Origin of the sequence: Gemmobacter sp. 24YEA27 (assembly GCF_030052995.1) — a bacterium.
Taxonomy (GTDB): domain Bacteria; phylum Pseudomonadota; class Alphaproteobacteria; order Rhodobacterales; family Rhodobacteraceae; genus Pseudogemmobacter.
Window position 1 is genome coordinate 170,562 of record NZ_JASJPW010000006.1, and the last position, 18,985, is coordinate 189,546.

Sequence of the window (18,985 nt, forward strand, 5' to 3'; positions counted from 1 at the left end):
GACGCAGGATGCAGCTGCCGATGGCGAGCGAAGGCGACCGGCAGGCGACAGAGCCGTACCGCGCCTCCGGGATCGCGCCCCCCCCTCAGCCCATGAGGAAACGGCGCAGGTCATCGGGATGAAGCTGATCTTTCAGGACTGCCCGGAGAGCATCGGCACCGTGCAGCCGCAGATCGTCGTTGAAATCACCCTCGACCGGCGTGAGCGATATCGCCTCGATCCCGAGGCTCGCTGCTCTGGCAACCAGGCTGTCCCTTGCACCGTCGCCGGCCGGATCGCGATCCCGGACGACATAGAGTCGGCGCAGCGTTGCCGGGAACAGGATGGCGGCGAGATGAGCGGCCGAAAGCGCCGCCAGCATCGGCATGTGGGGCAGAACCTGACGGGGCGACAGAACTGTTTCGATGCCCTCTCCGGCGGCGAGCACATCACCGGCGGCACCGAAGCGGACGCCGTGGCCGAGAAGGTCGCCCATTGCTCGCCTCGGTGTCTCGACAGGCGCCTTGCCGGAGCCGTCGCGGGCCAGCCAGGTGCGGTGCGCGCCAGTCTGTCGTCCGTCAAGGTCGGTGACGGATGCGACCATCGCCGGCCAGATCTCGGTGGGGGAATGCTCGTCTGGCCGGAAATAGCACCGGGAATGGCAGCGCAGTGCGGTGATGCCCTCGAGCGATGTGATCGCCCGCCCGCCGAGGTAGAGCGCCGCAAGCGAGCCGGGGAGCGGCTTCGACATGGCGAAGAGCCGCCGCGACGCTTCAGGCGAACCGGGTGCCGTGCCCGGCATCCTGTACAGCGGGAGTATGGTCTTTTCCGGTTCGGGATGCGGGATCGAGAGGAAACGGCGCGCTTCCTCGGCCACGTCCTTGAAGTCGACAAGGCCAAGCGCCTCGCGGATCACATCAAGCAGATCGCCATGTTCGGCCGTCGCGCTGTCTATCCATTTGCCCGCCGGGCCTTTGGCGCTGTCCTTCAGCCGGACATAGAGGGAGCGGCCGGGGGTGTTTCGCACGTCCCCAACCAGCCAGTAATTACCTGCCCGCCGCCCGGCGGAGAGGTACTCGCGGCAGACCGCCTCGGCCTCGCGGCCGAGGCGGTTCGCCAGTTCCGATGCCTGGCGCCGTGCCATCATGCAGCCTCCCGCTCGCCGATGCGCTCGACCGCCCAGCGGTCGAATATCCGGGCGAGGACAGCCGCGCCGGAGGCATCGGTGGGCACGAACATCCTGAGTTTCCACGAGATGATCTCGTGGAAGAGGCCGTAGGCCGTCAGCCGCTCACGCATCGTGTCGGTGAAACCCGAGAGTTCGATGCGGAGCGCGCCCATCACCCGGACCCGGCGAAGCTGAAGGCCCTCAGCGAGATCGAGGATAGTGCGCCCGTCCATCAGCGCCGTGAAGGCATCCTCCGGCGCAAGCGAGGTGGTGCCGGTCACCGTCGCATGGGCGACCCAGGCAGGCGAAACCCGGCGTCCGATGATCCGCTCGCCCGCATCGGTCTGGAGCCGATAGACACGGGTGCTGTCGGTCGGGAGCCGCTTCCAGATCGGCAGCAAAAGGCCTGTGACCATGTGCAGGGTGGCGTCGGAGAACTCCGGCACCTCCACGACCTCGGCGTTCCAGGCCGAAGCGAAGGCATCCCGGTCAACCTCGACCCAGTGAGTTTCCGGCATCGCCTTTACCGGGATATTTTGCGCCTCCATCGGTCGGATCAGCCGGACTCGGCGCTCGATCTCGCCATCGTCCAGCATAACGCTGGTGGTGGGCACCTGCACAACGGCGCGACCCGACCGATCGTTGATCAGCAGCACGGCCCGCGGATCATCGAGATACGAGAGCGCCTCGGTCAGCGTGACCGGATGGTTGCGTTTGCGCTCGGTGATGGTCAGCAGCCGGGTTTCCGCGCTGGTGCGCGGATGGGTGTAGATCGTCTGGCGATCGGTGACGACGAAGCTCTCGGCCGTCAGCGTCTCCAGCCCGGCGTCGTAGGTGCCCGAGGCGATGGCGCCTTCGATCTTTGCCGTCAGGAGCTGCTCGAACGCGGTGAACAGGATGCCCTGAAGCTCGATGGTCAGCGCCAGCATCCGGTTCAGAAAGGTCGTGATGCCGGGAAGCTCGTCCTTGATGCCGTTCGAGTCCATCAGCTTCAGCCCGGTCGCCGCCTCGAAGCGGTCGAGCGAGCATCCCTCGACCTTGCCGCGCACCAGCAGGAGGTAAAGCTGGCGCAGGGCATCGCGCGCGTAATGCGATTCCAGATTGTCCTCGGGCCGGAACAGGCCCTGACCGCCAGTTTGGCGCTGGCCGCGGGTGATTGCACCCAAAGTGTCGAGACGGCGCGCGATGGTCGAGAGAAACCGCTTCTCGGCCTTCACATTGGTCGAGATCGGCCGGAACAGTGGCGGTTGCGCCTGATTGGTCCGATGGGTGCGGCCAAGGCCCTGAATGGCCGTGTCTGCTTTCCATCCGGCTTCGAGCAGATAGTGGACGCGCAGCCGGGTGTTCCGCGCCGACAGTTCGGCGTGATAGCTGCGCCCGGTTCCGCCCGCGTCCGAAAACACCAGGACGCGCTTGTTATCATCCATAAACGCCTGCGTCTCGGCGAGGTTGGCGGAACCGGCCCGGTTCTCGACGACAAGCCGATCCAGGGTGACGCCATTGCCCGGTTTGCGGATGATGCGGCGTGAGCGGCCCGTGACCTCGGCCACCGTATCCGTCCCGAAGTGCTGGATCACCTGATCCAGCGCACCGGGAACCGGCGGCAGGCTGGCGAGATGGGCGATCAACTCGTCACGCCGGGCGACGGCCGCGCGGCACTCAATCGGCTGGCCGTCGCGGGTGACGGGCCGTGACGACATATTGCCCTCGCTGTCGGTGAAGGGCTCGTAGAGCTGCACCGGGAAGGAATGAGCGAGGTAATCCAGGACATACTCGCGTGGCGTGATGTCCACCCGGACGTCGTTCCATTCCTCGCTGGGCAGTTCGGCCAGCCGCCGTTCCATCAGCGCCTCGCCGGTCGAGACGATCTGGATGACGGAGGAATGACCCGCTTCCAGATCGGCGGTGATCGAGCGGATCAGCGTCGGTGTTTTCATGCTGGTCAGCAGGTGACCGAAGAACCGCTGCTTGGCCGATTCAAAAGCGCTGCGGGCGGCGGATTTGGCCTGGCGGTTGAGAGTGCCCGTGCTGCCGGTGATGTTGGCGGCCTCCATCGCCGCATCCAGGTTGTTGTGGATGATGGCGAAGGCCCCGGCATAGGCATCGTAGATCCGGGTCTGCTCGGGGGTCAGCTCATGCTCGACCAACTCGTATTCGACTCCTTTGAACGACAGCGATCGGGCGGTGTAGAGGCCGAGCGCCCGCAGGTCACGCGCCAGCACCTCCATCGCCGCGACCCCGCCGCCCTCGATGGCCTCGACGAACTCGGCCCGCGTGGCGAAGGGGAAATCCTCACCACCCCAGAGGCCGAGCCGCTGGGCATAAGCAAGGTTGTGGACTGTGGTCGCGCCGGTTGCCGAGACATAGACGATGCGGGCATCCGGCAGGGCATGCTGCAGGCGAAGCCCGGCACGACCCTGCTGCGAGGCCGCAACATCCCCGCGATCTCCCTTGCTGCCAGCGGCGTTCTGCATCGCGTGTGCCTCGTCGAAAATGATCACCCCATCGAAGTCGGCGCCCAACCATTCGACGATCTGTTTGACCCGGGAAACCCTCTCACCACGGTCGTCGGAGCGTAGCGTGGCATAGGTCGTAAATAGGATGCCTTCCGTCAGCGTGACCGGCTTGCCCTGCGGGAAACGCGACAGCGGCGTGACCAGCAGCCGTTCCATGCCGAGGGCCGACCAGTCCCGCTGGGCGTCTTCCAGCAGCTTGTCGGACTTGCTGATCCAAACGGCCTTGCGCCGACCCTGCATCCAGTTGTCGAGGATGATGGCGGCGGACTCCCGACCCTTTCCGACGCCGGTGCCGTCGCCAATGAAGAACCCTTGACGAAACCGGACGGCGTTCTTCGCGTCCTCGGGCGCGGCGCTGACAACATCGAAGGTTTCATCCACCGTCCAGGCCCCGGCGAGATGATCGGCATGAGCCTGCCCGGCATAGATTACCGTCTCAAGCTGCGCGTCAGACAGCAGGCCGAGGATGGTCTTCGGCATATGAGGCCGGTAACTGGGTTTTGGCGGCGCGACGCTCGCCATCGCCGCCGACTGGACGAGCTGAGTTGGATGGGGCTGCGCGCCGGGGATACGGATGACCTGAAGCCCGTATTCCTCATAGATGGCGTCGGAGATATTGCCGTCCTCAGCGGGCAGCCAATCCACGGCTTCGTAGTCGAGCGGCGCGGCCTCCGGCTCGGACAGCGGCGCGGGCCGGATGGATTTCGTCGCGCGGTTGACATAGCCGCGCAGGGTGCGGGGCGCGGGTGCGGACGGGATGACAGCCGCTGCGGCGGGTATCTCGACCGGCAGGCGGGCCGGAAGATCGGCAAGCCAGGACATCAGCGTAGCGGTGTCCGGCGCGACGCCCGGCGCTGCGGGAAAAACGGCGGGATCTTCGGCTGGCAGCTTGTCGATGACGGTCAGCCGCGTCGGGAAGGTCGTGCCGTGCTTGGCATAGACCGAACCATTGATGGCGGCGGAGAAGACGACGCGGCCGCGCTCTTGCAGCCGGGCGAAGGCATCCCGCCAGGTGGCATTGTCGGGGGCAAAATTTGCGCCGGTAATCGTCACCAGTCGCCCGCCGGGCACGAGACGCGCCAGCGCCGAGGCGACATGGCGATAGGCGGCATCGGCCACGCGGCCCTCGACATTGGCCAGCACCGAGAACGGCGGGTTCATCAGAACGACGCTGGGGATCTGGCCGGGATCGAGATGATCGTCGATCTGGGCAGCGTCGAAACGGGTGATGGAAAGGGCCGGAAAGAGGGAGGAAAGCAGTGACGCCCGCGTCTCGGCCAGTTCGTTCAGAACCAGCACGCCTCCGGCGATCTCTGCGAGGATGGCGAGCAGCCCGGTTCCCGCCGAGGGTTCGAGCACCCGGTCGGCGGGCGTGATGGCAGCGGCGGTCGCCGCGATCAGACCGAGGGGGATCGGCGTCGAGAACTGTTGGAAGGTCTGGGCTTCCTCCGACCGGCGCGTATGCGTCGGCAGAAGCCCGGCGATCTTCGCCAGCATCGGCAGGCAATCGGCCGCAGAGCCGGATTTACGGAGAAGCGCCTTTCCGTACTTACGCAGGAACAGGACGGTTGCTGCCTCGCAGGCATCGTAGGCGGTTTTCCAATCCCAGGCACCGGTGGCGTCGGACGCGCCGAAGGCCGCTTCCATCGCGCCACGCAGCATGGCGGCATCGATGCGCTGGCCGCATTCGAGATGGGGCAGCAGCAGCCCCGCTGCCACGAAGACGGACGCTGCGGTATCGCCGTCGGAGGCAAGCGGAAGCGGCGCGGTGGCCTGAGCCACGGCGGATGCGGAAATCATGTTCATCGGGAAGACCTCGGGAGAGCGGGACAGGATCGAGCCGCGCGGCGCTCTCTCTCGACCGCACCAACTCAAACCCGTCCCGGTCTCCCTCTGCCTCTCAGGAGGATGGCATGGCCGACATGACAAAAGCGCCCCCGCAGGGGCGCTTGTCGGGATCAGCCGAAGCGGCGACCGGCCTCGGTGAAGGTGTATTCGTTGGCAGCGATGGTCTCGTCCACTGTCTCGTCGGAGGACAGATAGTCGTATTCGCGCTCAAGCTGCCGGTAGAGCCAGCGGGCGAGATCGCGCAGCGTCTCGATCACGACTTCCTCGGCATCCTCCGTCATGTCCTGCCAAGTCGGGCTATCGCGCTCGACCGAGATCGACATGCAGTATTCGTGATAATAATGGCCGCGATGGCTGGTCTCGGCCCGGAGCTGGTAGAAGTTGCGGCGCTGGACCGACTGAAGGGCGTCGGCGATGCCGTGCAGGGTCGTATCCTGCGGCGCATATTCCCTGATCCCGCGCGAGGCCTCCTTGCGGTAGGAATAGAAGGTCTCATAGCAGGCACCGTCTCCCTGGCTCCAGAAGCCGCGAAACCAGATGCGGGGTTCCTGGCGGGTGCCGCCGCCCATGAGGCGGACAGCACGGGTCTTGAGGCGCAACCCGAGGATTTCCGCGATCCGCTGGAAATCCTCATACACAGCATCATACCAGTCGTAGTCGAAGCCACCTTCGCGATACCAGGCACGGGCCTTGTCTTTTGCGGCATCCGAAAGTTCATCCAGCCGATAGACGGTGGTTTCGATGACCTTACTCATCGGGATCACCTCCAACGAGAACCTGGGCGAGCCAGCCGTCGGTATAGGTCCATGCGACCGTCTTGCCGGTGGCGAGATCAAGGACATGCGCGCCGCCTCCAAAACCGTCCAGCCTGGGACGTGAACAGGTATTGGCGTATTGGAAACCCCACAATCCGGTCAGGCCGAACGCGGCGGCGCAGCGTTTGACGAACTGGATCACATGCTCAGGATCGCCAGTGGTATCGTCGCGTATCCAGAGTTGGGTGCCGCCATGTTCGGGCTGGATAGACAGCTGGAAGCCTTCCGAAGGCGGGCCTTCGGCAGCGTTTTCCGCGGACAGCGCGTTGTAGAGATCGAGCGCGCGGGCGGCGTTTTCGGGGGTGCCCACATCGAGCAGGCATGAGAAATGGGTGAAATAATCGGCCATGTCAGGCTCCTGAAACAAGAAAACCCGGCGCGAGGCCGGGCCGGATGGACGGGGATGTGGTGGAAGATCAGGCGGCTTGCGGCAGCGCGAGCAACTCAGCCGCAACCTCGCGCCAGAAGGGATCGACCAGTCGGGCCTCACACAGGCTGGCGCGATGGCGCAGTTCGCGTGCCGGTCCTTGATCGGGCATATTGAAAGCCATGCCGCGCAGGCGGCTGGCCTCCAGCATGATCCTGCGCGCCTGGGCATCGGAGGCGACCGGCTGTTGCCAGAGGATGACCCCGCCGCGGATTTCTCCGGCAAGGACCAGGCCGAGTTCCCGGTCCTGAATGACGACGAGACGCGGACGAAAGCGCAGCGTATTGCCCGAACCGGCGCGGATGTCGCCGCGCGACACGCGCAGGGTGGCAAAGCTCATGGCCTCTTCAGGGGACTGGCCTTCGCCAAGCGGGGTGGAATGGTCGAAACCGCTGGCATCGACACCAAAGCTGCCGGTGCCGATGCAGGAAACGCGCAGCGGGAGCCTCGAGGCGCGCTGGAGCCGGGGAAGCACCTCGACTGCAAGGATCTGGCCGACCGGCCGGAAGCTGTTATGGTGGGAATGGGTCATCGGGATCACTCCATGACGGGCGCCGGGAGCCTCTCTCTCCGGCAACCAACCCGTCACGGCCGAAAGGCCCGCACTTTCACTCTCCCTTGCCGGGAGATGACCCGACGCAATTCCCGGCGATGGGCAACCATCGCAGATCGGAAGGCCCGGCCGCGTCTTGCGCGATCCGGGCCGTCGGGTTGAGGCGCGTTTGCGCCTCAGGCGTATGGATCTACTTCCAACTTCACCATATCCTCGTCGCCGTCGAACTCGGCGGCGGGGCAAGCGGCGTGGGTGCCATCCCCGGCCTGGAACACGACGATCGAGACCATCAGCGTGGTGGCGAGGCTGGCGGCGAAGGCGGTGGCATCTGCATAGGACATGGGTTCCGGCTCCTGTCTTGAGAGGCGGAGGACCATCCCCCGCGCGACAGGCGCCCGAAGTGTCTGACCGGATCTGCAATCACCCGAGGGCGTTCGGGCTTGTCCCGAATCCCCGAGGGCGGCACGCTCGCGTTAGCCGACCCCTCTGGGGTTGATTGAGTAGGAGACGGTCACACCAAGGTTTGCGAATGGAAGCGGGGTGGTACTTTGCATCTGACAGGCGCCGGAGCCCCGCCGCAGATGCTTCCGTCCCGCCAGCCTCGTTGTCATGCGGTGATCTGGATCGTGTTCCTTCAGGCCCCTCGGGGGTGGAATCCCTGCCGCTTGTCCCGCGATGAGAGGGGAAGGTGCCGGGGTGAAGCTGGAACTTGATCCGTCGCGGCCATTGCCGTGACCATGACGGCCCGCGCAAGATGCTGCCGGATCTTCAGTCCCAGAGCCCATCGGCGATCTCGCGCGCGATCATGGCCCTGGCTGTCATCATCACATCGTCGCCGGAAGTGTCGATGTGGCCATAGAACCGTGTCCGGCCGCCATCGGCGGTCCAGTCCGCATAACGGCAATATTCGCGGGCATCGACACGGAACACCCGCATATCCTCAGCCCAATGGGGCTTCGGCTCCACAACGACGGTTATGCCATCGCGACTTTCCTGCCAGGGCAGAGAACGCTCCGACGGCTGATTTTCGAGGTCATCGGCAAAGATCTCGTCGACCGTCAGCATGATACACCTCCGCAGTCGCTGCGCGGGGCAAGAACGGTCGGATCGGCGGCAGCGTGATCGCCGGCTTCGAGTTTGCAGCGCTGTATCGAGAAAAACTCGTCGCCACGGTCCAGCATTCGGTTGAAATACTCCTCTCCGATCTCCTCGTCCGGCGGGGGATCATCGTCCCAGGCGTTACTCCACCATTCCCTGGCGATGCCTGTGCGCCAGTTCAGAGCCCCATCCCCGTCGAGAAACACACGGACATCCGTTCCATGGGGGTGATCATAGATGGCGACATGAACCGACTGCGGGCTGTGCTGGTTGTTCTCAGCCTTGATGTGAGAGGGCATGATCTTGTCTCCTGAAACAAAATTGGCCCGGCAACGTGCCGGGCCTTACGTTGGAAGGGGAAAGAGAACGGGGCGGCCTTCACTGCCCCGAGGGTATTTGTGTCATTCCGCCGCAATCATCGCGGTGGCCTCAGCCTCGGGGTCCTCGGTGGTTTCTTCCTCCTCATCGTCACCGGCGAGGAAGGCCGGGAGCGCCGGGACGGCTCCGCAGTCCTGAGTGTCGGACGCGGCCGCCTCATCGCCATCCAACATCCGCAGCGGTTCGGGCAGCCAGCCGGTATCGGCCAGCAGGCGTTCGGCTTCCTTGGCCATGTCTCCTTTCTTGAGGTGCCCGATCAGATCGGCGGCCCGATCCCCAGCACCTTCGCGTACAGCTTCAAGGATACGCGGCTTGGTCACACGGCCGAGATAGTTGCCGGCCGTCGGCCGCCAGCCCACCGCCACCATGTCGAGGCCCGTCGAATGCGCCAGCCGATCGGCCTGCGACAGTCGGACGTCCAGCCCATGCTGGCTGATGCCCATGCCGCTATAGGGGTTGGGCTTTTCATAGAGCGCGTTCACGCCGAAGCTGACGCAATGGGCGAGCAGTTCCATGCGAGAGCCATCGTCGAGATCGACGAGCCAGTCCCAGAGCGCGGCATCATCGGCTGGGACATGATCGCCCCAGCGTTCATGCCGGTCCTGGATCGCCTTGGCCGAGGCGCTGTCGCGCAGATCCTCAGCCTGAGCGGGAAGATGAACCTCGCGCACCTGGGCCTCGAGGCATCCCTTGCTGGAATGCGGCACGAAGCAATCCGTCACCAGCCGATGCAGCAACGCCGTCATGGCGACATGCGGATTGCCAGCGACGGCATCGCGAAGCGCCAGGGTACGATGCGCCGTCAACTCGCTGACCAGCCGGTCGGGCAACGGCTTGACGGTATCGGCCTCATCTTCCTCCTCCGGCTCGGAGAATTGGCCACCCAGCGTGATGACCGCCCGATAGGCCGGAGCATCGGGATCACGCGCGTCCGTGTCGGCATCGGCGCCATCCTCAGCGTCCGGTTCTGCCACAGCGTCATCCTCGGGACGGACATAGCCGCGCTCCACCAGCATGGAGCCATCGGCGTCGATGCTGACGAAGACACCTGCCTTGCCGATCTGGTCCGGCTCGAAGGTCATCGGGCGGCGCTGGAAGGTTTCCAGCGCCTGTTCGATCTCGCCCAGGCGGGCATCGATCTCGTCAGGCAGTTCGTCAGCCTCGCCATGTTCGGCTTCAAGCCGGTCATATTCGTCGCGCAATGCCTCGCGGGTAGCGCGTTCCTCTTCGGTCAGATCGACCGTGGTGCCGACGATCTGGCGAAGGCCATGATCGTGACCATAGGGAAAGCTGATGGCGACCTCGATCCATTTCCAGCCCTCGGCGGCGATCGCTTCGGCCTCGGCCTTCAGCTTTTCGCCCACCAGCCGGTCGAGCAGCACCGGATCTTGCAACCAGCCGCCATCGTCCTGTTGGAAGAGATCGTGCAGCACGCAGCCACCAGCCTCTTCATAGGCCGCAATACCGACAAAAACCGCCCGCTTGTCGCTGGCGCGGACCGTGGTTTCGGTCAGCAGGCGTCGAATGTAAAAGGGTTCCTTCTGCCAGCCATCTTTGATCGCGTCCCAGACCTGTTCCTGCCGGGCGTGGTCATCCGACACGGTGAAGGCCATCAGCTGTTCGAGCGTCATGCCGTCCTCGGCATAGACGTCGAGCAACACGGGCGAGACGGTGACCAGACGGAGACGCTGTTTGACCACCCTGGCATCCACGAAGAAGGCGGCGGCGATGGCTTCCTCGGTCATGCCCTTTTCGCGCATGGCCTGGAAAGCGCGATACTGATCCAGCGGATGCAGCGGGGCACGCTCGATGTTTTCGGCGAGCGACACCTCGTCGATCAGCACTCCGGCGCAGGCATCCGAGACGACACAGGGGACTGGCGCAACCTTGGCGAGACGCTTCTGCTTGACCAGCAGTTCCAGCGCGCGGAAGCGGCGACCGCCGGCAGGCACCTCGAACAGGCCGGTTTCCTTACCCTCGGCATCCACGACCGGGCGGACATGCAGGGACTGGATCAGGCCACGACGGGCGATGGACTCGGCCAGTTCCTCGACCGAGATCCCGGCCTTGACGCGCCGGACATTGGACTGGCTGAGCACCAGCTTGCTGAAGGGAATGTCGCGCGAGGACGACAGGGTGATCTTCTGAACGGCAGTAGCCATGTTCTTCACTCCGCGACGGGCGCCGAGAGCCTCTCTCTCGACCTCAAACCCGTCACGAAGCGAAGCGCCGCCCTCTTCCTCTAAGAGAGCGACGCCAGCCGTGGAACCGGAAAGCCGGAAGTCAGGAACCTCGGCTTTCCGTGTCGGCGGTTTTGCGGGGGAATCTCGCGCCAACGCGGTAAAGCAGACGCTCGGCCGCGCGGACGCTGCCGGTCTCGCGCGCGGCATCTGCCCAGAGCGAGATGGGGAAATCCCCGGTGAACAGCAGGTCGCGCTCGATGCTCATGCCGAAGGGCAGACGTACCGAGGACAGTTCCTCAAGGCTCCAGAAACCCAACTCGGGATAGCCGAGATCGGCCAGGCCGAACATGACTTCGCCACCCTCATCCAACTCGGTGGCGAGCCACACCCCCGCGCCGAAGGGGTTGAAAAACTTCACGACCGGGATGTGATCCTGATCGCGCTGACGCCCATTGGCCAGCAGCCGGTCGCGTTGTGTGCCGGTAAGGAGGATCATGCCACGGCCCTCCGGTCGGTAGCCGCAGCATCCGGCGCGGTGCCCTCTGCGTCAGGCAGATATGACAGCAACCAGTCTGCCGCCTTGCTGGCCTGTGAGGCTGCGCGGACAATGGCACGATTGTCTTCGCGCAGCACTTCCAGCCAGGATCCGATGTAATCGGCATGACGCACCGTCGGTACGATCCCGAGCGAGGCGCAGCAGAAGGCCGCATTCATCTCGGCCACCAGTTCCTCGAAGGCGTATTTCTTCGTGCCAAAGCCGCCCGAGAAATCCCGCGCGAGCCGCGAAGCATGGCCTGTGGCGTGCCCCATCTCGTGCAGGGCCGTCCGGTGCCAGTTGATCGGCTCGAAATAGGCCTGCGGAGGTGGCACCTGCACATAATCGAGCGCTGGCATGTAGAAGGCGCGATCGCCGCCGATGCGGAAGTCGATGCCGGCGGCGCGGATCAGCGCCTCAACCCGAGGTTCAATCAGGCCGGGTGGCGGCGGTGGCGCCTCAATGGCGATGTCCCCGGGCAGACCCTCGCATTGCGCGGCATTGAACACGGTGAACCTCTTCAGGAACGGGATGCGCCCCGGTTCATCGCCCGCCTCCCGCGCCCGACGCTTTTCGTCCTCGGGTGTGAAACGGTCGGCATAGACAACAGTGGTGCCGCGCTCGCCCTGTCGTACGTTCCCGCCGAGCGACAGGGCCTGCCGAAAGGTCAGCCAATGCTGGCTGGGGAACCCATGCTGAATCACCGCTCCCCAGAGGATCAGCACATTGATCCCGGAGTATTGCCGCGAGGTCGTGGCATTGCGTGGCATGGCAAGGGGAGCCTTTGCCGCCGCCGTCCCCCAGGGCTGGACCCAAGGCAGCCGACCTTGCTCCAGTTCGGCGATGATCTTACTGGTGATGTTATCGTAAAGATTGCTGCGCGCGCCACCGTCAGAAGTGCGATCCTGTCTGGCCATCGGGATGATCTCCACGACGGGTGCCGGAAACCTCTTCTCCAGTCCTCAACCCGTCACGGAAAACCCGTCCGCACTCTCCCTCTCAGGGGGCGTTGCGGGGTCTCCCCGCTGAAGGGGGTGCGTCGGCAACGCAGTGCCGGCCAGGGGGAAGGCTTTCCCCCATTTCACCCCCAGGCACCCATGGCGAGCAAAACAATCGGGCAAGGCCGGCACCTGCAGCATCACCAACGCCTGTGTGGTTGTAATCCACCAATGATATGCGTTTATCTGTCGGGCAGCTGCAGCTCCCACGATCCAGAGCATTGCGCACACCATCAAGAACGGCCCCGGATCTGACCCGACGGGTAATCAAAGAGGACAATATGGCCGATATCGATCTCAACGCCCTGTCACTCGCCGAGCTGAAGCAACTGGAAAAGAATGTTGCAAAGGCCATCACCAGCTTCGAAGACCGTCGCAAGGCGGAGGCGCGTGCCAAAGTCGAGGAACTGGCCCGCGAACTGGGCTTCAGCTTTGAAGAATTGGCCGAAGCCGCTCCGACCCGCAAGCGTGCAGCGTCAGCGCCGAAGTATCGCCACCCCGAGAATGCCGAAATTACCTGGTCGGGCCGGGGCCGCAAACCGGCGTGGATTGTCGAAGCGCTCGCTGCCGGGAAGTCTCTCGAGGATTTCGCAATCTGATCGGGAGGCACCCGCCATGTACCAGCCGGTGAACGCCGTCCGTCTGCATGTCTCCCTGGCCGACATTGATCCGCCGATTTGGCGGCGCCTTGTCGTGCCAACGGACTGGACGCTCGACAGGCTGCATCTGGTGCTTCAGGCAGCGTTCAGCTGGACCGACAGCCATCTGCATGAGTTCCGGATCGGCGGTTTGCGCTATGGCGACCTCGATCAACTCGAGGATGGTTTAGGCGGGACGCGGGTCTTTGACTACACAGAGGTCAGGCTGGCGGATTTCACCGGACAGGATCTGACCTTCAGCTATCTCTACGATTTTGGCGATGACTGGACCCATGTGATCCGAATCGAGGAATGGCTGTCCTTCGATCCCCTGCCCCGTCATGCCGAGTGCATCGAAGGTGCCCGCGCCCGACCGCCCGAGGATGTCGGAGGCCCGTGGTCATACGCAGATTTCCTCGAGACGATCTTGGACCCGGAGCATGAAGACCACAAAGCCCATCTTCGCTGGGCAGGCGGACATTTCGACCCCGAGTGGTTTGACCGCGATCTGATCAACAAAGATCTGCGCAATACCTTCCGCACCAACGTCAGCAGACGTCTGCACCAGCCAAAGCCTAAAACTCTCAGCCGGTGAAACAACCGACACTTAGGGCGGAGAGCGGACTGTGAGGTCGCGGCATCGCACCCGCAGAAACTTCAGGTTGCCGCCGTTCGACAGTCCCATGCTGAACGATGAAATACGCAGGAAGTGGCCTGAGGGCAACGTGGCAAGTCACCCGCAGCGGGCCCTGGCAAGCGGTTATTCGTGTGCAGCGAAGCAATTGCGCTGAGTTGCGCCAGTACCGCGCGCTGCGGTCGGCCTCTCAGCGTCGATATCGGTCGCCGTTGCGCAGGGCGAACGTGGGGGGATAAGGTTCGGTACACCGTCAAGCACGCGGTAATGGTACGCTGGCCGGAACAGCAGGATTCTTCAGGGCCCTGCAAGAGGTGGATCACTTCTCGATGGAAGGCCCGGGTCAGTTCCGCGTGGAAATCAACATCGTGAGGTCGAGGCGACTCAGGCGATGCGGAAGGCACGACCTTAGACACGATAGACCATTGCCAAATTCAGCCAAAATGGCCAAAAGATATGGCCGTAGACTGGGAGCGGGGAAGTGCGAACCCTAAGCGCGAAGGACGCAAAGTACGAGTTTGGGCGGCTTATTGATCTTGCCCGAGCCGAGCCGGTGGCCGTGACCAAGCATGGTCGGGCCGTCGTAGTGGTAATTGCGGTTGAGGAGTACGAGCGGTTAAAGGACCTTGAATTGGATAAAGGGAATGACCGCTCGAGAAAGAATGGCGAGACTGCGCGATGATTCGGACTATTCACAAAGCTCAAATGTTGCCGATATTGAATTTCCAGAACCGTGCACCTATCCAATTTGCAGGCATAAAACTCTTCGCTTTACAGGGGGTGAAATAGGCAATGAGTCTCGTGATGACCACGAACAGACCCGAGAGCGATATTGAGGATGCCTTGGTCTCGAAACTCAAGGAGCTTAAGTACGAGTATCGGCCCGATATTCGTGATCGGGTTACTTTGGAGGCGAATTTCAGGAGCAAATTCGAAGCGCTAAATCGTGTCAAGCTAACCGATGGCGAGTTTCAGCGGCTGCAGGATGAAATCGTCACACCGGATGTTTTTACGGCAGCACGCACCCTGCGCGAGCGGAATAGTTTTACCCGCGATGACGGCACGCCGCTGAACTACACGCTCGTGAACATCAAGGACTGGTGCAAGAATTCCTTCGAGGTGATCAACCAGCTTCGTATCAACACGGACAACAGTCACCACCGCTATGACGTCATTCTGCTGATCAATGGTGTTCCAGTTGTTCAGATCGAACTGAAGACCCTAGGCATAAGCCCTCGTCGTGCCATGGAGCAAATCGTCGAGTACAAGAACGATCCGGGGAACGGCTATACCAAGACCATCCTCTGCTTCTTGCAGCTGTTCATCGTCAGCAATCGCGATCGGACGTTCTATTTCGCGAATAACAACGCGCGGCACTTCACCTTCAACGCCGAAGAGCGCTTTTTGCCAGTCTATGAATTCGCGGACGTCGATAACAAGAAGATTGTCCACCTCGACAGTTTCGCCGAAACATTCCTTGTCAAGTGCACCCTCGGCCAGACGATCAGCCGGTACATGGTTCTGGTCGCTAGCGAGCAGAAACTGCTGATGATGCGACCGTATCAGGTTTACGCAGTGAAGGCGATTGTCGACTCCATCGCCCAAGACTGCGGCAACGGCTACATTTGGCACACGACAGGCAGCGGCAAGACGCTCACCTCGTTCAAGGCGTCAACGCTCTTAAAGGACAATCCCGACATCGAGAAATGCCTCTTCGTCGTGGATCGCAAGGACCTTGATCGCCAGACGCGCGAGGAATTCAACAAGTTCCAGGAAGGCTGCGTCGAGGAGAACACCAACACGGCGTCCCTCGTTCGGCGCCTTCTTTCGGACGATTACGCCGACAAGGTCATCGTCTGCACGATCCAGAAGCTTGGCCTCGCGCTGAACGAGAACAGCAAGCGCAACAAGCAGCAGAAAAAGGACGGCAAGAAGAGCTTTAAGGAGCAGCTGGAACCCCTGCGCGATAAGCGCATCGCCTTTATCTTCGACGAGTGCCACCGTTCGCAGTTCGGCGAGCACCACAAGGCTATCAAGGAGTTCTTCCCGCGCGCTCAACTCTTTGGCTTCACTGGCACACCAATATTTTTTAAGAACGCTACACAGCAGAAAATCGAAAGCGATCAGGCCAGCATGTGGGAAACGGAGGATCTGTTCCCCAACCGCCTTCACACCTACACGATCACCCACGCCATCGAGGACGGCAACGTCCTTCGATTCCATGTCGACTATTTCAAGCCGCAAGGCAGAACGCTGCCGAAGCCGGGCGAACCGTTGGCCAAGCGGGCGGTCATCGATGCGATCCTCGCGAAACATGACGCGGCGACTGGTCAGCGCCGTTTCAATGCCTTGCTCGCCACCTCGTCGATCAATGACGCCATTGAGTATTACGACCTCTTCAAGATGATGCAGGCAGAGAAGCTAGCCGCTGATCCTGGCTTCCGGCCGCTGAACATCGCCTGCGTCTTTTCCGGTTCGACCTTGTTGTCTTCCCTCTCGTGCTCAAGGTCCTCCGAAAGCTGCTCGATGTCCTTCTTCGCCTCAGGGGTTTCCGCAAGCTGGGCAGGCGGGGAAAAGACGCAGGCGATGTTCAGCGGCCGGAAGCCAGGATCAGCGGCTAGCTTCTCTGCCTGCATCATCTTGAAGAGGTCGTAATACTCAATGGCGTCATTGATCGACGAGGTGGCGAGCAAGGCATTGAAACGGCGCTGACCAGTCGCCGCGTCATGTTTCGCGAGGATCGCATCGATGACCGCCCGCTTGGCCAACGGTTCGCCCGGCTTCGGCAGCGTTCTGCCTTGCGGCTTGAAATAGTCGACATGGAATCGAAGGACGTTGCCGTCCTCGATGGCGTGGGTGATCGTGTAGGTGTGAAGGCGGTTGGGGAACAGATCCTCCGTTTCCCACATGCTGGCCTGATCGCTTTCGATTTTCTGCTGTGTAGCGTTCTTAAAAAATATTGGTGTGCCAGTGAAGCCAAAGAGTTGAGCGCGCGGGAAGAACTCCTTGATAGCCTTGTGGTGCTCGCCGAACTGCGAACGGTGGCACTCGTCGAAGATAAAGGCGATGCGCTTATCGCGCAGGGGTTCCAGCTGCTCCTTAAAGCTCTTCTTGCCGTCCTTTTTCTGCTGCTTGTTGCGCTTGCTGTTCTCGTTCAGCGCGAGGCCAAGCTTCTGGATCGTGCAGACGATGACCTTGTCGGCGTAATCGTCCGAAAGAAGGCGCCGAACGAGGGACGCCGTGTTGGTGTTCTCCTCGACGCAGCCTTCCTGGAACTTGTTGAATTCCTCGCGCGTCTGGCGATCAAGGTCCTTGCGATCCACGACGAAGAGGCATTTCTCGATGTCGGGATTGTCCTTTAAGAGCGTTGACGCCTTGAACGAGGTGAGCGTCTTGCCGCTGCCTGTCGTGTGCCAAATGTAGCCGTTGCCGCAGTCTTGGGCGATGGAGTCGACAATCGCCTTCACTGCGTAAACCTGATACGGTCGCATCATCAGCAGTTTCTGCTCGCTAGCGACCAGAACCATGTACCGGCTGATCGTCTGGCCGAGGGTGCACTTGACAAGGAATGTTTCGGCGAAACTGTCGAGGTGGACAATCTTCTTGTTATCGACGTCCGCGAATTCATAGACTGGCAAAAAGCGCTCTTCGGCGTTGAAGGTGAAGTGCCGCGCGTTGTTATTCGCGAAATAGAACGTCCGATCGCGATTGCTGACGATGAACAGCTGCAAGAAGCAGAGGATGGTCTTGGTATAGCCGTTCCCCGGATCGTTCTTGTACTCGACGATTTGCTCCATGGCACGACGAGGGCTTATGCCTAGGGTCTTCAGTTCGATCTGAACAACTGGAACACCATTGATCAGCAGAATGACGTCATAGCGGTGGTGACTGTTGTCCGTGTTGATACGAAGCTGGTTGATCACCTCGAAGGAATTCTTGCACCAGTCCTTGATGTTCACGAGCGTGTAGTTCAGCGGCGTGCCGTCATCGCGGGTAAAACTATTCCGCTCGCGCAGGGTGCGTGCTGCCGTAAAAACATCCGGTGTGACGATTTCATCCTGCAGCCGCTGAAACTCGCCATCGGTTAGCTTGACACGATTTAGCGCTTCGAATTTGCTCCTGAAATTCGCCTCCAAAGTAACCCGATCACGAATATCGGGCCGATACTCGTACTTAAGCTCCTTGAGTTTCGAGACCAAGGCATCCTCAATATCGCTCTCGGGTCTGTTCGTGGTCATCACGAGACTCATTGCCTATTTCACCCCCTGTAAAGCGAAGAGTTTTATGCCTGCAAATTGGATAGGTGCACGGTTCTGGAAATTCAATATCGGCAACATTTGAGCTTTGTGAATAGTCCGAATCATCGCGCAGTCTCGCCATTCTTTCTCGAGCGGTCATTCCCTTTATCCAATTCAAGGTCCTTTAACCGCTCGTACTCCTCAACCGCAATTACCACTACGACGGCCCGACCATGCTTGGTCACGGCCACCGGCTCGGCTCGGGCAAGATCAATAAGCCGCCCAAACTCGTACTTTGCGTCCTTCGCGCTTAGGGTTCGCACTTCCCCGCTCCCAGTCTACGGCCATATCTTTTGGCCATTTTGGCTGAATTTGGCAATGGTCTATCGTGTCTAAGGTCGTGCCTTCCGCATCGCCTGAGTCGCCTCGACCTCACGATGTTGATTTCCACGCGGAACTGACCCGGGCCTTCCATCGAGAAGTGATCCACCTCTTGCAGGGCCCTGAAGAATCCTGCTGTTCCGGCCAGCGTACCATTACCGCGTGCTTGACGGTGTACCGAACCTTATCCCCCCGTTCGCCCTGCGCAACGGCGACCGATATCGACGCTGAGAGGCCGACCGCAGCGCGCGGTACTGGCGCAACTCAGCGCAATTGCTTCGCTGCACACGAATAACCGCTTGCCAGGGCCCGCTGCGGGTGACTTGCCACGTTGCCCTCAGGCCACTTCCTGCGTATTTCATCGTTCAGCATGGGACTGTCGAACGGCGGCAACCTGAAGTTTCTGCGGGTGCGATGCCGCGACCTCACAGTCCGCTCTCCGCCCTAAGTGTCGGTTGTTTCACCGGCTGAGAGTTTTAGGCTTTGGCTGGTGCAGACGTCTGCTGACGTTGGTGCGGAAGGTATTGCGCAGATCTTTGTTGATCAGATCGCGGTCAAACCACTCGGGGTCGAAATGTCCGCCTGCCCAGCGAAGA

At 61.9% G+C, this 18,985-nt stretch carries 16 protein-coding genes and 1 pseudogene; 4 read left to right on the forward strand and 13 right to left on the reverse strand.

Going from position 1 to position 18,985, the window contains the following annotated elements; genetic code table 11:
* Nucleotides 1-85: 85 nt before the first annotated feature.
* The 11 genes from QNO18_RS23895 to QNO18_RS23945 all read right to left on the reverse strand — a co-directional run bounded on the left by QNO18_RS23895 (nt 86) and on the right by QNO18_RS23945 (nt 12,417).
* Nucleotides 86-1,123 carry a toprim domain-containing protein gene (locus tag QNO18_RS23895; protein ID WP_283179961.1) on the reverse strand — a complete coding sequence of 346 codons (1,038 nt, stop codon included), beginning with the start codon at nt 1,121-1,123 and terminating at the stop codon, nt 86-88.
* Nucleotides 1,123-5,469 (reverse strand): bifunctional class I SAM-dependent methyltransferase/DEAD/DEAH box helicase, encoded by a 4,347-nt coding sequence (locus QNO18_RS23900; RefSeq protein WP_283179962.1) that lies wholly within the window; start codon nt 5,467-5,469, stop codon nt 1,123-1,125. The genes QNO18_RS23895 and QNO18_RS23900 overlap by 1 nt, the downstream gene beginning before the upstream one ends.
* A 152-nt stretch (nt 5,470-5,621) precedes the next feature.
* Nucleotides 5,622-6,266, reverse strand: coding sequence for an antitoxin of toxin-antitoxin stability system (locus QNO18_RS23905; RefSeq protein ID WP_283179963.1), 645 nt, complete (start codon nt 6,264-6,266; stop codon nt 5,622-5,624).
* Nucleotides 6,259-6,675 (reverse strand): hypothetical protein, encoded by a 417-nt coding sequence (locus QNO18_RS23910; RefSeq protein WP_283179964.1) that lies wholly within the window; start codon nt 6,673-6,675, stop codon nt 6,259-6,261. Before QNO18_RS23910 ends, QNO18_RS23905 begins: the two co-directional genes overlap by 8 nt.
* Nucleotides 6,676-6,742: 67 nt before the next feature.
* Nucleotides 6,743-7,285 carry a hypothetical protein gene (locus QNO18_RS23915; RefSeq protein WP_283179965.1) on the reverse strand — a complete coding sequence of 181 codons (543 nt, stop codon included), beginning with the start codon at nt 7,283-7,285 and terminating at the stop codon, nt 6,743-6,745.
* A 197-nt stretch (nt 7,286-7,482) separates the two neighbouring features.
* Nucleotides 7,483-7,647 carry a hypothetical protein gene (locus tag QNO18_RS23920; RefSeq protein WP_283179966.1) on the reverse strand — a complete coding sequence of 55 codons (165 nt, stop codon included), beginning with the start codon at nt 7,645-7,647 and terminating at the stop codon, nt 7,483-7,485.
* Nucleotides 7,648-8,074: 427 nt separating this feature from the next.
* Nucleotides 8,075-8,371, reverse strand: a complete 297-nt coding sequence (locus QNO18_RS23925) for a hypothetical protein (RefSeq protein ID WP_283179967.1) — start codon at nt 8,369-8,371, stop codon at nt 8,075-8,077.
* Nucleotides 8,365-8,703 carry a hypothetical protein gene (locus tag QNO18_RS23930; protein WP_283179968.1) on the reverse strand — a complete coding sequence of 113 codons (339 nt, stop codon included), beginning with the start codon at nt 8,701-8,703 and terminating at the stop codon, nt 8,365-8,367. The genes QNO18_RS23925 and QNO18_RS23930 overlap by 7 nt, the downstream gene beginning before the upstream one ends.
* Before the next feature lie 102 nt (nt 8,704-8,805).
* Nucleotides 8,806-10,944: a ParB/RepB/Spo0J family partition protein gene (locus QNO18_RS23935; protein WP_283179969.1), complete on the reverse strand. Its 2,139-nt coding sequence runs from the start codon at nt 10,942-10,944 to the stop codon at nt 8,806-8,808.
* A gap of 121 nt (nt 10,945-11,065) precedes the next feature.
* The gene (locus tag QNO18_RS23940; protein ID WP_283179970.1) at nt 11,066-11,461 is read right to left on the reverse strand and encodes a DUF2958 domain-containing protein; all 396 of its coding nucleotides are present in this window, start codon (nt 11,459-11,461) and stop codon (nt 11,066-11,068) included.
* Nucleotides 11,458-12,417 carry a zincin-like metallopeptidase domain-containing protein gene (locus QNO18_RS23945; RefSeq protein ID WP_283179971.1) on the reverse strand — a complete coding sequence of 320 codons (960 nt, stop codon included), beginning with the start codon at nt 12,415-12,417 and terminating at the stop codon, nt 11,458-11,460. Before QNO18_RS23945 ends, QNO18_RS23940 begins: the two co-directional genes overlap by 4 nt.
* A 362-nt stretch (nt 12,418-12,779) precedes the next feature.
* Between QNO18_RS23945 and QNO18_RS23950 the strand changes: the two genes are divergently transcribed.
* The 4 genes from QNO18_RS23950 to QNO18_RS23965 all read left to right on the forward strand — a co-directional run bounded on the left by QNO18_RS23950 (nt 12,780) and on the right by QNO18_RS23965 (nt 16,425).
* A complete protein-coding gene (locus tag QNO18_RS23950; protein WP_283179972.1) occupies nt 12,780-13,097 on the forward strand; it encodes an H-NS histone family protein in 318 nt (105 codons plus the stop codon).
* 16 nt (nt 13,098-13,113) lie between these two features.
* Complete coding sequence (locus QNO18_RS23955) at nt 13,114-13,731, forward strand: plasmid pRiA4b ORF-3 family protein (RefSeq protein ID WP_283179973.1); 618 nt, start codon at nt 13,114-13,116, stop codon at nt 13,729-13,731.
* 520 nt (nt 13,732-14,251) lie between these two features.
* Entirely contained in the window at nt 14,252-14,452 is a 201-nt protein-coding gene (locus tag QNO18_RS23960; RefSeq protein ID WP_283179974.1) for a type II toxin-antitoxin system prevent-host-death family antitoxin, read from the forward strand.
* A gap of 122 nt (nt 14,453-14,574) precedes the next feature.
* Nucleotides 14,575-16,425 carry a DEAD/DEAH box helicase family protein gene (locus QNO18_RS23965; protein ID WP_283179975.1) on the forward strand — a complete coding sequence of 617 codons (1,851 nt, stop codon included), beginning with the start codon at nt 14,575-14,577 and terminating at the stop codon, nt 16,423-16,425.
* Nucleotides 16,426-16,592: 167 nt separating this feature from the next.
* Here the strand turns inward: QNO18_RS23965 and QNO18_RS23970 are convergent.
* Nucleotides 16,593-18,020: pseudogene (locus QNO18_RS23970) on the reverse strand (DEAD/DEAH box helicase family protein); the annotation flags it as partial.
* Between the two features lie 110 nt (nt 18,021-18,130).
* Entirely contained in the window at nt 18,131-18,331 is a 201-nt protein-coding gene (locus QNO18_RS23975; protein WP_283179974.1) for a type II toxin-antitoxin system prevent-host-death family antitoxin, read from the reverse strand.
* Between the last annotated feature and the right edge of the window lie 654 nt (nt 18,332-18,985).

Bases quoted from the DNA above. Each gene is read 5' to 3' on its own strand.
- QNO18_RS23910 (WP_283179964.1), bottom strand. From the start codon at position 6,675: ATGGCCGATTATTTCACCCATTTCTCATGCCTGCTCGATGTGGGCACC.
- QNO18_RS23925 (WP_283179967.1), bottom strand. From the start codon at position 8,371: ATGCTGACGGTCGACGAGATCTTTGCCGATGACCTCGAAAATCAGCCG.
- QNO18_RS23900 (WP_283179962.1), bottom strand. From the start codon at position 5,469: ATGAACATGATTTCCGCATCCGCCGTGGCTCAGGCCACCGCGCCGCTT.
- QNO18_RS23905 (WP_283179963.1), bottom strand. From the start codon at position 6,266: ATGAGTAAGGTCATCGAAACCACCGTCTATCGGCTGGATGAACTTTCG.
- QNO18_RS23945 (WP_283179971.1), bottom strand. From the start codon at position 12,417: ATGGCCAGACAGGATCGCACTTCTGACGGTGGCGCGCGCAGCAATCTT.
- QNO18_RS23940 (WP_283179970.1), bottom strand. From the start codon at position 11,461: ATGATCCTCCTTACCGGCACACAACGCGACCGGCTGCTGGCCAATGGG.
- QNO18_RS23935 (WP_283179969.1), bottom strand. From the start codon at position 10,944: ATGGCTACTGCCGTTCAGAAGATCACCCTGTCGTCCTCGCGCGACATT.
- QNO18_RS23895 (WP_283179961.1), bottom strand. From the start codon at position 1,123: ATGGCACGGCGCCAGGCATCGGAACTGGCGAACCGCCTCGGCCGCGAG.
- QNO18_RS23920 (WP_283179966.1), bottom strand. From the start codon at position 7,647: ATGTCCTATGCAGATGCCACCGCCTTCGCCGCCAGCCTCGCCACCACG.
- QNO18_RS23950 (WP_283179972.1), top strand. From the start codon at position 12,780: ATGGCCGATATCGATCTCAACGCCCTGTCACTCGCCGAGCTGAAGCAA.
- QNO18_RS23915 (WP_283179965.1), bottom strand. From the start codon at position 7,285: ATGACCCATTCCCACCATAACAGCTTCCGGCCGGTCGGCCAGATCCTT.
- QNO18_RS23965 (WP_283179975.1), top strand. From the start codon at position 14,575: ATGACCACGAACAGACCCGAGAGCGATATTGAGGATGCCTTGGTCTCG.
- QNO18_RS23955 (WP_283179973.1), top strand. From the start codon at position 13,114: ATGTACCAGCCGGTGAACGCCGTCCGTCTGCATGTCTCCCTGGCCGAC.
- QNO18_RS23930 (WP_283179968.1), bottom strand. From the start codon at position 8,703: ATGCCCTCTCACATCAAGGCTGAGAACAACCAGCACAGCCCGCAGTCG.